The 13,888-nt window shown below is 73.2% G+C and carries 11 protein-coding genes and 1 pseudogene; 2 read left to right on the forward strand and 10 right to left on the reverse strand.

Going from position 1 to position 13,888, the window contains the following annotated elements:
• The 4 genes and pseudogenes from NIE111_RS27015 to recN all read right to left on the reverse strand — a co-directional run.
• Window positions 1-191, reverse strand: a pseudogene (locus tag NIE111_RS27015) (hypothetical protein); the annotation flags it as partial.
• A gap of 67 nt (window positions 192-258) precedes the next feature.
• Window positions 259-1,203: a copper transporter gene (locus NIE111_RS27020; RefSeq protein WP_238687124.1), complete on the reverse strand. Its 945-nt coding sequence runs from the start codon at window positions 1,201-1,203 to the stop codon at window positions 259-261.
• Between the two features lie 27 nt (window positions 1,204-1,230).
• The gene (gene steA, locus NIE111_RS27025; RefSeq protein WP_091407271.1) at window positions 1,231-2,409 is read right to left on the reverse strand and encodes a putative cytokinetic ring protein SteA; all 1,179 of its coding nucleotides are present in this window, start codon (window positions 2,407-2,409) and stop codon (window positions 1,231-1,233) included.
• A 119-nt stretch (window positions 2,410-2,528) separates the two neighbouring features.
• Window positions 2,529-4,286, reverse strand: a complete 1,758-nt coding sequence (gene recN, locus NIE111_RS27030; RefSeq protein ID WP_238687131.1) for a DNA repair protein RecN — start codon at window positions 4,284-4,286, stop codon at window positions 2,529-2,531.
• Between the two features lie 89 nt (window positions 4,287-4,375).
• On the opposite strand from recN, the gene NIE111_RS27035 reads away from it, so the two are divergent.
• Window positions 4,376-5,395 (forward strand): helix-turn-helix domain-containing protein, encoded by a 1,020-nt coding sequence (locus tag NIE111_RS27035; RefSeq protein WP_238687125.1) that lies wholly within the window; start codon window positions 4,376-4,378, stop codon window positions 5,393-5,395.
• Between the two features lie 79 nt (window positions 5,396-5,474).
• On the opposite strand, the gene NIE111_RS27040 is transcribed toward NIE111_RS27035, so the two are convergent.
• The 5 genes from NIE111_RS27040 to NIE111_RS27060 all read right to left on the reverse strand — a co-directional run bounded on the left by NIE111_RS27040 (window position 5,475) and on the right by NIE111_RS27060 (window position 12,109).
• On the reverse strand, window positions 5,475-9,194 hold the full coding sequence (locus tag NIE111_RS27040) for a S8 family serine peptidase (RefSeq protein ID WP_238687126.1): 3,720 nt from the start codon (window positions 9,192-9,194) through the stop codon (window positions 5,475-5,477).
• Window positions 9,195-9,351: 157 nt separating this feature from the next.
• Window positions 9,352-10,236: an NAD kinase gene (locus NIE111_RS27045; RefSeq protein WP_091407282.1), complete on the reverse strand. Its 885-nt coding sequence runs from the start codon at window positions 10,234-10,236 to the stop codon at window positions 9,352-9,354.
• Between the two features lie 109 nt (window positions 10,237-10,345).
• A complete protein-coding gene (locus NIE111_RS27050; protein ID WP_238687127.1) occupies window positions 10,346-11,206 on the reverse strand; it encodes a TlyA family RNA methyltransferase in 861 nt (286 codons plus the stop codon).
• A 40-nt stretch (window positions 11,207-11,246) separates the two neighbouring features.
• The gene (locus NIE111_RS27055; RefSeq protein WP_238687128.1) at window positions 11,247-11,522 is read right to left on the reverse strand and encodes a hypothetical protein; all 276 of its coding nucleotides are present in this window, start codon (window positions 11,520-11,522) and stop codon (window positions 11,247-11,249) included.
• Complete coding sequence (locus NIE111_RS27060; protein ID WP_238687129.1) at window positions 11,519-12,109, reverse strand: phasin family protein; 591 nt, start codon at window positions 12,107-12,109, stop codon at window positions 11,519-11,521. The genes NIE111_RS27055 and NIE111_RS27060 overlap by 4 nt, the downstream gene beginning before the upstream one ends.
• A 111-nt stretch (window positions 12,110-12,220) precedes the next feature.
• Between NIE111_RS27060 and NIE111_RS27065 the strand changes: the two genes are divergently transcribed.
• The gene (locus tag NIE111_RS27065) at window positions 12,221-12,559 is read left to right on the forward strand and encodes an SCP2 sterol-binding domain-containing protein (protein WP_088947517.1); all 339 of its coding nucleotides are present in this window, start codon (window positions 12,221-12,223) and stop codon (window positions 12,557-12,559) included.
• 12 nt (window positions 12,560-12,571) lie between these two features.
• Here NIE111_RS27065 and NIE111_RS27070 read toward each other — a convergent pair whose 3' ends face one another.
• The gene (locus NIE111_RS27070) at window positions 12,572-13,603 is read right to left on the reverse strand and encodes an HAD-IIA family hydrolase (protein WP_238687130.1); all 1,032 of its coding nucleotides are present in this window, start codon (window positions 13,601-13,603) and stop codon (window positions 12,572-12,574) included.
• Window positions 13,604-13,888: the final 285 nt, after the last annotated feature.

Raw genomic sequence — 13,888 nt, forward strand, 5'->3', positions numbered from 1 at the left:
CCTCCTTTCCCTACACGACGCGCTCCCGATCTGGCGGCGAGCGCCGGCCCGGCGGCCAGGCTCACCGTGCGGCCACGGAAGTTGGTGCGGTCCAACGCGGGCCCGGCCGGCGAGGTACGCGCCTCACGCAGCGCGTAGCGGGCCGCCGCGGCGCCCGCGCCGGCGATCAGCAGCCGGCCCAGGGCGCTCACGCCGTCACCTCGCTGGCTCGGTCACGCGCCACCTGGTCGGATCCGGACACGGGGGTACGTCGTTCGCTCACTGGGGCAGTCTAGGCAACAGGCCGGAGGCGGCGTTGTCGCCGACGCCGTACTGGCCGGCCTTCTTCTCGGTGAGTTGCTGCACCAGGGCGAGGGTGGTGACCACCTGGCCCTGCACGGTGTTGGCGTTGTCGACCGTGGAGATGGTCTGGGCGAGCACCGGGTCGCCGCGCACCACACCGACCAGGTTGCCGCCGACGGAACCGTTGCCGGCCACCACGATTGCCCCGGTGCGGTCGAACTGCTCGGCGATCTTGACCACCGATTCGTCCCGCTTGTCGGAGTCCTTGTCGACGTACGGCTGACCGCTGACCACGACGACCGCCTCCGCCGAGGCGGTGACCTTGTTGCTGTCGGTGGTCAGGTAGCCGGCGTTGTTGTAGGCGGCGAGCACCGCCCGACGGTCGGCGTCACTGACCGGCGCGACGCCCTGGGGCCGGTCCAGCAGGACACTGGCCAGCAGCGCGCTGGAGGTCTCCACGCCGTGCCCGTTGCCGGGCAGGCCGGTGGTCTGCGCGGTCGGGCGGGCGGCGGTGACGGCCAACTCCAGCAGGTTGGAGTTGTTGTCCGGGTTGATGAACTTGTCCTGCAGGTCGATCTGGCCGGTGATGGTGGCCCCGGCCTGCTGGAGCTTCTTGAGCACGCTCTCGGTGTGGTCACGCCCGTTGGGCAGGCTGAGCACCGCGACCCGACGCGCGGTGAGGGTGCCGGGCAGGAGGAGCTGGGAGGTCTGCTCGGCGAACTCCTCTTCCAGCGCGAGTTGCTTCTCCATGTTGCTGACCGTCTGACGCCACTGCTGGTTGTCCTTGCGCAGCCCGGTGACCTGCTCCTTGAGCGAGTCGGCGACCGGGCCGTTGAGGGCGGCTGTGCCGACCACCAGGCCGATCGCCAGAGCCAGGAAGACCGCGGTGAGGGACACCACGTGGTAGCGGAAGTTGATCACGCTTGCAGCCTCTTGATCGGTCGGGAACTAGAAAAGCCGGTACAGCTGGAACACGAAATTGTCCCACCACTCGGCGACCACGCCCAGGTACGCCTTCCCGACTGTCGACACGGCCACCGCGGACGCCATCGCCGCGATCGCCGACAGCACCAGCAGCAGCAGCGACGAACCGGAGATGCTCTGCCGGTAGAGCCGGCTCACCCCCTTGGCGTCGACAAGCTTGCCACCGACCTTCAACCGGGTCAGGAACGTCGAGGCCATCCCGCCGCGGCCCTTGTCGAGGAACTCGACGAGGGTGGCGTGGGTGCCGACCGCGACCAGCAGCGAGGCGCCCTTCTCGTCGGCGAGCAGCATGGCCAGATCCTCGCTGGTCGCCGCAGCCGGGAAGGTGATCGCCGGCACACCGAGGCCGTTGACCCGGGGCAGGCCGGGCGCGCGCCCGTCCGGGTACGCGTGCACGATCACCTCGGCGCCGCAGCGCAGCACGTCGTCGGTGACCGAATCCATGTCCCCGATGATCATGTCAGGGGTGTAGCCGGCCTCGACCAGGGCGTCCGCGCCGCCGTCGACGCCGATGAGCACCGGCTTGAACTCCCGGATGTACGGGCGCAACACGTCCAGGTCGGCCTTGTAGTCGTAGCCGCGCACCACGATCAGGCAGTGCCGACCCTGCATCTGGGTCTCGATGTCCGGCACCCCGACACCGTCGAGCAGCAGGTCGCGTTCCTGACGCAGGTAGTCCATCGTGTTGGCGGCGAACGCCTCCAACTGCACCGACAGACCCTCCCGGGCGTCCGCCATCGCCTTACCGACCGACTCGGCGTCCTGAAGGCTGCCGTGCGCCACCGGCTCGTCACCGGCGAAGACCGTGTTGCCCTCGATGCGCACCTGGTCGCCCTCGCGGATGCGCTCGAAGACGCCCTCCCCCAGGTCGTCGAGGAGCGGAATGCCGGCGGCGATCAACACCTCCGGGCCGAGGTTCGGGTAACGACCGGAGACCGAGGGCTTCGCGTTGAGCACCGCCGCGACCCCGACGGCGACGAGCGAGTCGGCCGCCACCCGGTCCAGGTCGACGTGGTCGATGACCGCGATGTCACCGGGGCGCAGCCGACCGACCAGGCGTTTCGTCCGGCGATCAAGGCGCGCGGTGCCGAGGACTCTGCCCGGTTCGGAGTTCCGGTTCCGGCGCAACGTGGGTAGACGCATCGTGACCATCCTGGCATGTGAGGCAGGCTTTTCTGTCGCGACATGCCTGAGCAGGGCCGCCTACCCAGGGAAGCACACACCGGCACAAGCCGGTGTGCTTGCGCTCACAATACGCGGCGTCACAACCGCCTTTCCTTGGCGGCCACTGCCAAAAGCTCCTCGGCGTGAGCGATACCCAGATCCGAATCGGGCAAACCCGCCAGCATGCGCGCCAACTCCCGAGCCCGCTCGGTGTCCTCCACCACCCGCACCCCGCTGGTCGTCACCGCGCCGCCGGTGTCCTTCGCCACCACCAGGTGCCGGTCGGCGAACGCGGCCACCTGCGGCAGGTGCGTGACCACCAGCACCTGATGGCTGCGGGCCAGTCGGGCCAACCGGCGGCCGATCTCCACCGCTGCCTGCCCGCCGACCCCCGCGTCGACCTCGTCGAAGACCAACGTCGGCGGGCCACCGGAGCCGGCGAACACGACCTCGATGGCGAGCATCACCCGGGACAACTCACCGCCGGAGGCGCCGCGCTGCAACGGCAGCGACGGCGCGCCAGGGTGGGCCAGCAACCGCAGCTCCACCTCGTCACCGCCGTCCGACGTGACACCCACCTCCACGCCGTTGACCGCAAGCGTCGGCTCGGCACGCCCGGCCGGACGGGGCAGCACCGCCACCTCGATCCGCGCGTGCGGCATCGCCAGCCCGGCCAGCTCGACGGTGACCTGGTCGGCGAAGCGGACCGCCGCCTCCTGCCGGGACGTGGACACCCGCCCGGCCAGGTCGGCCACCTCCACGGCGAGCCGCTGACCCTCCCGCTCCAACTCGTCGAGAACGTCGTCGGACATGTCCAGGTCGGACAGTCGGGTACGCGCCCGGTCGGCCCAGGCGATCACCCCGTCGACGTCGTCGGCGTACTTGCGGGTCAACGCGCGCAGCGCCGCCCGCCGCTCGTAGACGTGCTGCAACCGGGCCGGGTCCGCGTCCAGCGTCGCCAGGTACGCCGACAGCTCCGCCGACACGTCGGTGACCAGCGTGGCCGCCTCCTCCAGGCGGGCCGCCAGCTCACCGAGCGCCGGATCGGTGCCGGACTGCGCCTCCAGGGTCCGCCGGGCGGTGCCGAGCAGCGCCGCCGCGTCCGGAGTCTCCTCGGCGGCCTCCGCGCCACCGGCCACGCACTGCTGGGCGATCTGCGCGGCCGTCCGCAGGCCCTCGGCGTGCTCCAACCGCTGCGCCTCGGTCTTCAGCTCGTCGTCCTCACCGGGCTGCGGATCGACCCGGGTGATCTCGTCGAGGCCCAACCGCAGCAGGTCGGCCTCCTGGTTGCGCTCGCGGGCGTTGCGCCGACGGTCGGCCAGGTCGTCGACGACCCGACGCCACCCCGTGTACGCCTCGCGCAGCGCGTCGAGCAGCTTCTCGTGCGCGGGGCCGGCGAACCGGTCCAGTGCGGCCCGCTGCTCGGCCGGGCGCAGCAACCGCAGCTGGTCGGACTGGCCGTGCACCGCGACCGCCTGCTCGCCGACCTCACCGAGCATCGACACCGGCATGCTCCGGCCGCCGACGTGCGCGCGCGAACGCCCCTCCACCGTCACCGTGCGGCTCAACAGCACCGAGCCGTCCTCGTCGGGTTCGCCGCCCGCCTCGATGATCCGCGCGTGCACCGCGTCGGCGACCCGCCCGTGCAGCCGCAGCCGCCCCTCCACCACCGCACGACCGGGTTGGGCGCGGACCCGCCCGGCGTCGGCCCGGCCGCCGAAGAGCAGGCCGAGGCCGGTGACCACCATCGTCTTGCCCGCACCGGTCTCGCCGGTGATGACGTTCATGCCGCCGGTCAACGGCAGCGTGGTGTCTTCGATGACGCCCAGTCCGGTGATGCGCAGCTCTTCCAGCACAGCCACCGACAGTAGACGCGAGGCCCGACACTTGACCAGCCGACGGGCCCGGGTACGGCCCGTACCCGGCCGACGTACAGTTCTGCCCCGTGTTGGACGTGATCGGCCTGACCTCGGCTGAGGAGGAGCTCTACCGCTGCCTGCTCCAGCTCACCACGGCCCGCATCGACGAGTTGGCCGGTCGCCTGCACCGACCCCGTGAGCAGGTCATCGCCCAGGTCGAGGCACTGCGGGGCAAGGGCCTCGTGCAGCGCAGCGACAACGACCCGGACGCCCCGCTGCGCCCGACCGCCCCGGACGTCGCCCTCGGCGCGACGCTGCTGCGGCGTCAGGAGGACCTGGAGTCGGCCCGCCGACTGGTCACCCAACTGGCCGAGGAATACCGCTCCGGACTGCGCCGACACCACGTCGACCACCTGGTCGAGGTGATCACCGGCGCCCGGGTTCTTCGGGACCGGCTTCGCGACCTGCAGAACTCTGCCCGGACCGAGGTGCTCTGGTTCTGCCGGGCCAATCCCCTCGCCATGGCCGGCCCGGAGAATGTCGAGGAGTTCGACGCGCTGGCCCGTGGGGTCAGCTACCGGGCCATCTACGAACGTGACCTGCTACTGGAGCCGGGCGCGTTGGCCGACCTGGCCAAGGGGGTCGCCGCCGGGGAGCAGGCCCGCGTCCTGGACCGGCTGCCGGTCCGACTGGCCATCGTGGACGCCCGCACCGCCATCTGCCCGCTGGTGCCCGACCGCGACGGCGGCGAACCGAGCGCCGCCGTGATCGGCCGCAGTCAACTGCTCGACGCGCTGCTCGCCCTCTTCGAGAGCCACTGGCGGGTGGCCACCCGGCTGCGCCTCGACGACCCCCTCGCCGTTGCGGCCCCCGAAACTCGCCGGCCCGAGCCCGCTGACCAGCCGGGCGACGGCTACCAGCCCGACGCCGACGAAGCCCGGCTGCTGTCGCTGTTCGTGGCGGGCGTACCGGACAAGTCCATCGCCTCCCAGCTCGGGGTGAGCCGGCGCACCGTGCAACGGCGCATCGCCGACCTGATGGCCGCCGCCGGTGTGGACACCCGACCCGGGTTGGCGTTCCAGGTGGCCCGACGCGGCTGGCTCTGACGCGTGAGGGCCCGCCGTCGACCGACGGCGGACCCTCGACCGGCAGGGCGGGACGGCCAGGCCGCCCCGCCCCGCCCGATCAGCGCAGCCCGTACGCCTGGAGCACTGTCTGCTCGACGGTGTTCCCGGCCCGGTCGGCGGCGTGCACCCGCAGCGACACCGTTCCGCGCCCCGCCGGCACGGTAGCGGTGTACCGGGTGCCCGACCCCGTGGTCGGCGCGTTGCGCCAGGTGACGCCCCCGTCGAAGGAGACCTGCACCCGGACGCCGGCACCCCTCGGCGCCGGCACCCCGGCCGGCTGCCGCAGGGTCAGCCCGAGCTGGTGCGGCCGGTTGCCGCGGACCGTGCCGCCCAGGTCGGCCGGCACCCGGTAGTCCACCTGGAGCAACGACAATGCCGTGGCGGCGTCGCCCGCCGGTCGGGCCGAGGTGAACTCCCAGGCCGTGTCGGTCCGGGTGCCGTAACGCCACTCGGCCGAGGACCGCTGGGTGCTCACGTCCAGGCGGTAGCGGGCGGCCCCGGCGGTCGTGGGCACCGACGCCCAGCCGTCGGAGAGGTCCGCGATCTGCTGCCCGTTGCGGCTGACCCGCGCCGTGACGGTGTCCGACTCCTCGCTCTCGCCGGCCACGCTGTAGTGCCCGTCGGCGTCGACGAACTCGGGCACCCGCAACTCCAGGATGTCACCGGTGCGGGTGGGCACCGGCGCCCCTCGGGCCGGGACGGCCGGGCGGAGCACCGGCGCGTGCCAGATCTCGGTCACCCGGTCGTCGGCGGCGTAGCGCCGGGGCTGCTGGGTCAGACCACCGGCCAGCTGCCCCCACTGCATGAACATCTGCTTGTGCAGCACCCGTTGCTGCCACCAGGAGTCCCCGGAGCTGACGAACTCCTGCCGGGTGGTGCCGTTGCGGACGATCCGCTGGTCGTCGTTCCAGGCGTACTCCTGCCACGGACGCCAGCCGAACCGCTCCTCGGTGGCCCAGCCCGCACCCAGGTCGCCGTAGCTCGCTGTCACCTCGGCGGTGTTCTTCGCGGTCACCGTGTGCACGACACGCTCCGGCACGCGGCCCTTCGACACCTGCCACACGTCGTACAGGTAGGGGCTGTCCACTGTCAGCGTCAGGTCCAGCGTCGCCCGACCCTTGCGCGCCGCCGCGATCAGCCGCTGCCCGTCGTCGTACGCGACCACCATCGACGGGATCGGCAGCCGCTCTCCGGTGGGCCGCCAGACCGTCCACGCGCTCTGGTCCTCCGGCCGGACGACCAGCACCGCGGCGGCGCCGGCCGCCGCGGCGGCGGCCACCTGTTCCTCCTCCGAGCGGTTCGGGTCGGCGCCGAGCAGCACGGCGGCGCCCCGCACCCGGGTCAGTTCGGCGGGGGCGCCGGTGCCGGCCCAGAGCAGCGGCAGCTTCCGCCGACCGGTCGGCGCCGGCGACGTGCCCAGCAGGTTGATGTCCGACGGACCGGACACCCCGCTGATCGTCGCGTCCACCATGGGCGCGACGAGCTGCCACCGCGAGGCGAACTCGAACTCGCCCTGGCGCACCTGGCGGGTCGGCGTGACGTTGACCCGCTCAACGGTGCTGTAGGCCATCACGCCGTGGTCGATCTGCCGGCCATTGCCCAGCACCCGGTGCACGTAGTAGCTGAGCGTGGCCCGCTGCTCGCTGGGCTTCGGCGTCTCGATCCGCACCGGCGTGCCCCTGCGCGCGTCGAGCACCACTGTCAGGTCCCGGTCGACTGTCACCTCCGGCTCGATCATCTGGGTCATCTGCTCGTCCAGGGGAACGCCGTGCGTCATCAGCGCGGTCAGCACGTACGTGCCCTCCTCGACCTCCAGGGTGCCCTCGCCACCCCACAGGCCCCAGAAGTCCGACTCGGGCTGCTCACCGAAGACGGTCAACCCCGGCGAGAGGCCCGGCTGACCCTGCCGGTCCAGCAGCTTGATGGTGAGGTGGTGCACGGGACCGCTGACGGTGAGCGCGACAGCGGTGCGCACCGCGACGCCGTCCGCGCCTGTCGCCACCAGCCAGCCGCTGTGCACACCCCGGTCGAGCTTCGCCGGGTCCGCCCGCAGCGGCACGGCGACGCTGCCGCCGACCGGCACTGTCACCTCGGCGCCGCCGACCGCGACCCCGTCGGTCTCGGCCGCACGGGTGTCCAGGTTGCGCAGCTCCAGGGCCAACCGCAGGGTCTGCGGGGCCGTGCCGCCGTTGGTGTACGTCACGGTCCGCTCGACCGCCGCACCGCCGGTGGAGATCCGACCGAAGTCCGCGGTGGCCGAGGCGTACACCCGCTGGCCGAGCGCCCGCGCCACGTCGACCCGACCACCACCCTGCTCGAACACGGTCAGCGCCGGGTTCGCCTTCGTGGTGCTCACCAGCGCGTCCTTGAGCTTCCCGGCCGGCCAGTCCGGATGTTCCTGGGCGAGGATCGCCGCCGCTCCGGCCACGTGCGGCGTGGCCATCGAGGTGCCGGACGCGGTCGTGTACGCGTCGTCCACCGGCGTACCCATGGCGGTGCCGGCGGCCCGGGCGGCGACGATCCCGACGCCCGGCGCGGTGATCTCAGGCTTGAGGCCGTTGTCGCCGAGACGCGGGCCCCGGCTGGAGAACTCCGCCAGGTTGTCGGCACGGTCCACCGCACCGACGGTGAGCGCCGCCGCGGCCGCGCCGGGCGCGCCGACGGTACGCGCGGCGCCCGAGTTGCCGGCGGCGACCACGAACAGCGCACCGGTCTCAGCGGTCAGGTCGTTCACCGCCTGGCTCATCGGGTCGGTGCCGTCGGTGGGGTCGCCGCCGAGGCTCATGCTGACCACCTTCGCGCCGGAGTGGGCCGCCCACTCCATGCCCGCGATGATGGACGAGCTGTAGCCGGAGCCACCGTCGTCGAGCACCTTGCCGACCAGCAACCGCGCGCCCGGGGCGACGCCCTTGCGCAACCCGTCGGACGCCGCCCCGCTGCCGGCGATGGTGGCGGCCACGTGGGTGCCGTGGCCGTGCCCGTCGCGGGCGCTGCCGCTGCCGGAGAAGTCCTGCGCCTCGGCGATCCGACCGGCCAGGTCGGGGTGGGTGGCGTCGACGCCGGTGTCGAGCACCGCCACCGTCACGCCGGCACCGTCGCGCCCGGCCGCCCAGGCCGTCGGGGCGCCGATCTGCGGCACGGAGTGCTCCAGCGCCGGACGGACCCGCCCGTCCAGCCAGACACGGGCGATGCCAGCGCCCAGCCGGGGCGCGGCGGCAGTCGTGGTCCGGCTGGCCGGCGTACCGGCGAGCGTGGTCCACAAATTGCCGAGGGCCCCCTTGCCGACCCGCAGCGCCGCGCCGTTGATGCTCTCCAACGGGCGGGCGTCGGTAGCGCCGGCGAGCGGCGTGACCCGCCCGGCCGCCTGCTCCTGGTAACGCACGATCAGTGGCAACGCGCCCTGCGCGGCGTCGCCGTATCCGTCGGCGGCCAACTCCTGCACGTCGAACAGGTTGGCGTCGAGAACCCCGCTCGAAACGTAGGGCAGGGCGTCGCTGGGCAGCACCCGCAGCCGGCCGTCGACCTCCAGGGTCTGGAAGATGACGCGCTCGCGCCCGGGTCCCGGGCGGACAGTGGCGGCGACCCGGCCCGGCGCCGCTGGCGCGAGCTCGACCTGGTCGCCGGTGATCAGGGTGATGCGGACGGGTGCGTGCTGGGCGGGCGTGCCCGACGTCGGGCCGGTGGGCCGGGCGGGCGGGTCGGCGGACGCCGGTGCGGCGACGCCGACCACCAACGCGCCGACAACGCCGACGGCGAGCCAGCGTGGGGACCAGTGCATGCGATGGGCTCCTCTACTCCTCCAGGCCGCCATCCGTAGATGAGGGCCGATCGGAGTCTGCGTCGGAGCGTGTCACCAGGTCACTAGTCGCCCGCCGCCGCAGCGGCGACATGTCGTCAGGTGGACAACTGACATCCACCGACCGTGTGCGCCACGGTCACCGGCGGCTGCCACGCCAACCGTGCACGGGGAGGCCGAACTTGGCCACCAGCCGGTCGGTGAACGGACGGGGGCGCAGCCGCACGATGCGCACCGGCAGGGCCCCCCGACGCACCGTCACCCGCGCGCCGGGCGGCAGGTCGTAGACGCGCCGGCCGTCGCAGGAGAGCACCGCGAGCGTGGTGAACGGATCGACGGTGATCACGAAGGTGGACGTCGGGGCCGTGACCAACGGGCGACTGAACAACGCGTGCGCGCTGATCGGCACCAGCAGCAGCGCCTCCACCTCCGGCCAGACCACCGGGCCGCCACCGGAGAACGCGTACGCGGTGGAGCCGGTCGGGGTGGCACAGACGACACCGTCACAGCCGTAACGCGACAGCGGCCGGCCGTCCACGTCCACGAGCAGCTCGAGCATCTGGGCCCGCTCGCCCTTCTCGATGCTGATCTCGTTGAGCGCCCAGGACTCGATCGTCGGCCCACCGTCGAACTCGGCAGTGACGTCCAGGGTCAGCCGCTCGTCGACCGTGTAGTTACGGCCGACGACATCCCGGACGGCGGTGTCCAGGTCGTCGATCTCCGCCTCCGCCAGGAAGCCCACCTTACCGAGGTTGATGCCGAGCAGCGGCGCCTTCGCAGGCCGAGCCAGCTCGGCGGCGCGCAGGAAGGTGCCGTCCCCACCGAGCGCGAAGACGATCTCGGCGCCCTCGGCGGCCTGCGGGCCGGCGACCGGCACCACGCCGGGCAGGTCGAGGTCGTCGGCCTCGTCGGCGACCACCCGTACCTCGAAACCGGCGTCGATCAGGTCGGCGGCGACCGACCGGGCGTGCTCCGTGCTGCGCCGACGACCGGTGTGGGTCACCAGCAGCGCGGTCCGGCTCATCGGGCCGCCCGCCCACGCCGGACCGGGCGGCGTCGCGCCACCGACGCCGACACCTCGGCACTGCCGCGTGTCACCGCGTGGCCCCTTGCGGCGGCCTCACTGCGCGCGTTCACCCTGCGACCTCCTCCGCCGCCACGTCCGGCACCGCGCCGGCCGTCGTCGAGCCATCCGGCCCGGCCGCCACCACGGCCCGCACCCGCTCCGGGTCGGCCGCCGGTGCGCCCCGGCGCAACCATACGAAGAACTCCACGTTGCCGCTCGGCCCGGGCAGCGGGCTGGCCGCCACGTCGGCCAGCCCGAGGCCGAGCCTCGCGGCAGCCGCGGCCACGTCCAGCACCGCTTCGGCGCGCAGCTCCGGATCGCGGACCACACCGCCGGCGCCGACCCGGTCCTTGCCGACCTCGAACTGCGGCTTGACCATCAACGCCAGGTCACCGTCGTCGCGGGTGCAGCCGGCCAACGCCGGCAGCACCAGCCGCAGCGAGATGAACGACAGGTCGGCCACCGTGAGGTCGACCTGGCCACCGATCGCGTCAGCATCGAGGGTACGGACATTCGTGCGCTCCAGGACGCGGACCCGCTCGTTCGTACGCAACGGCCACGCGAGCTGCCCGTAGCCGACGTCCACGGCCACCACCTCGGCCGCGTCGGCGCGCAGCAGCACGTCCGTGAACCCACCGGTCGACGCCCCCGCGTCCAGGCAACGCCGCCCGGCCACGTGCAGCCCACCGGGGGCGAACGCGGCCAGCGCGCCGGCCAGCTTGTGCCCACCCCGGGAGACGTACTCCTCGGCCGGGTCCGCACCGGTCACCAGGAGCGGGTCGGCAGGGTCGACCATCGCGGCCGCCTTGCGGGCGACCACCCCCCGCAGTTGGACCCGGCCGGCCTCCACCAACGCGGCGGCCTGCTCACGGGAGCGGGCCAGACCGCGCCGGACGAGTTCGGCGTCCAGCCGGTTACGACGTGCCATGCGTGTGGTTCTCCGGTCTGCTCAGGCCTGGTCGTCCCGCTCAGGTCTGGTCGATGGTGGCGAGGGTTTCCCGCAGCGTCTCGTAGGCCGCCTCGTACTGGGCGATCTGGTCGGCGGGAGCGAGCGTCGCCGCGTTGGCGATGGCCCGCACGGCGGCGTCCACCGCCGGATGCCGTGTCTCGTCGTCCCCGAGATCCGGCGGCGGCGCGGGGCGGACACCCACCGGCGGACCGGGCCGGGCCGGGAACGACCCGCCAGCCGGCGGACCGGGCCGGGCCGGGAACGACCCACCGGGCGGCGGACCGGGCCGGGTCATTCGGCGTCGTCCGGCCGCTGCCTGCGAATCGCCGCCTTCTTGGCGGGCATCACGGCCGGCGTCGGGACGTCCTCGTCGGCCGTCGGGCTGATCGTCGCCGGCGGCTTCTTGGCGACAGCCTTCTTCGCCACGGCCTTCTTAGCGACGGCCTTCTTCGCCACCGGCGCGGAGACCGGGGCACCGGCCGAGGCGTCGGACGGCACGAGACCGGTGCCGGGCTGCGCGGCGACGGTGGGGTCGGGTTGTGGCGTGGGGCCGGCGGTCGCCGCGTCGGCCGGCTCGGTGGACCGCGCCTCCCGCAGCTGCCGCTCCAGGTCGTGCACCCGCCGGGTCAGCTCGGCCACCTCGTCGGCGGTGGCCAGACCGACCGCGCCGAGGGCCCGGTCGACCTCGAAGCGGACCAGCTTGGTCAGCGCCTCCCGGTTGGCGGCGCCGGTAGTGACCAGTTCCTCGCCGAGGGCCTGGAGTTGGGCGGCGGTCGCGCCGCCGGAGCCGACGAGGCGACGTGCCACGTCCTGGGCCTTCTTCCGGGGCGCCTCCGCAAGGCCCATGGCCAGCTCGAGGTAGGCGCGCCACGCGTCCTGCATGCCTGAGTCCTTCCACGGGGCGGGGTGTGCAGGTGTCACGCTACCGGGCACCCCCGACCGACTCGTGCGGTACGGTGCCGAGGACGGCGTGGCGATCAGCGAGGGGGAGATGTGGCCAGCGTGGACGAGTGCCGGCAGGCGTTGCAGGAGCTGGCCGCCCGGTTGGATCGCAACGCCGAGACGGTACGCGAACGGATCGACCTGGACCGGACGCTGGCCTGCCGAATCACCGACCTGGACACCGCGTTCCACGGTCGGATCACCGGCGGCCGACTGGTCGAGCTGACCGACGGCGACGACCCCAAGGCCAAGATCGCGCTGAGCACGTCCAGCGACGACCTGCTCGCCCTGGTCCGTGGCGACCTGGACGTCACCAGCGCGGTGACCTCCCGCCGGGTGTCGATCAAGGCCAATCCGTTCGACCTGCTCAAGCTGCGCAAGCTGCTCTGACGACCGCCCGGCTCACGCCGCCGAGGTCAGACCGAAACTCTCCACCGCGTGGGCCGCGTCCGGGCCCACCGGGCGGATCTTCGGCAGCACCGGAACCGGCGCCGACCAGGCCACCGCGCAGAGCGCCGCGAGGGCGTCCAGCGGTCGACCGGCCCCGGCCAGCTCCAGCGTGCCGTCCCGGTCGGTCACGGACCAGCCGCCAGCGTCCGCCGGGCCCGGGACCCGCACGGCGGCAGCCGGGTCGAAGAGCCCCGCCAGGTCTTTCGCGACGTACGTGGGACGTCGCTGCGGCTCCGCGGCCAGCAGTTCCGGTACGCCGCTGACGCCGGTGAGCACGAGCAGGCTGTCCAGCCCGGCCCGGCGGGCGCCCTCGATGTCGGTGTCCAGCCGGTCACCCACCACCAGGCTGCACCCACCGCCGCTGCGCTTGGCGGCGGTCTCGAACAGCGCGGGCTCCGGCTTGCCGACCACCACGTCGGGGTCTCGCTCCAGTGCCGTCCGCAGCACGGCGACCAGCGACCCGTTGCCGGGCAGCGGTCCCCGCCCACTGGGCAGGGTCCGATCGGTGTTGGTGGCGATCCAGATCGCACCCGCACGTACGGCTACCGACGCTTCGGCCAGCTCGGCCCAGCCGACCTGCGGGCCGTACCCCTGCACGACCGCCGCCGGCTTCTCATCGGCCTGGGTGACCGGGTTCAGCCCGACCGCGCGCAGCTCCGCGCGCAGCGCCTCCGCGCCGACCACCAGCACCGACGCGCCGGCGGGCAGCCGGTCGCGCAACACCTCGGCCGAGGCGGCGGCGGAGGTGAGGACCTCCTCCGGTCGGGCCGGCACGCCCATACCGGTCAGCAGGTCCGCGACCTCGCTGGACCGGCGGGACGCGTTGTTGGTGGCGTACGCCACCGCCCGTCCCTCGGCGTGCAGCCGGGCCACCGCGTCGACGGCGCCGGGGATCGGCCGGTCGATCAGGTAGATCACGCCGTCCAGGTCGAAGACGACCAGGGTGTACCCGTCGACCAGCCGTTCCCCCACGCCCGCGCTCACCGCTGCGTCGACCCCGACTCGTCATCCCGGGCCGGGACGGTCCCGTCGGCGTTCGCCGCGTCCCCGTCCGTCACGCCGCTGTCGCCAGTGGTGGCAGCGTCGGCGTTGCCGGTTCCGGTGGGGTGACGGTCCTCGTCCTCGTCGTCGAAGCCTTCGTCGTCAGCGGGAGGGCCGACAGCGTCGTCCTCCTCGTCGTCGTCGAAGTCCTCATCGTCGTCGTCATCGTCGTCGTCATCGTCGTCGTCATCGTCGTCGTCATCGTCGTCGTCATCGTCATCGTCATCG

Source organism: Micromonospora hortensis, assembly GCF_022230935.1.
Classification (GTDB): Bacteria; Actinomycetota; Actinomycetes; order Mycobacteriales; family Micromonosporaceae; genus Micromonospora; species Micromonospora hortensis.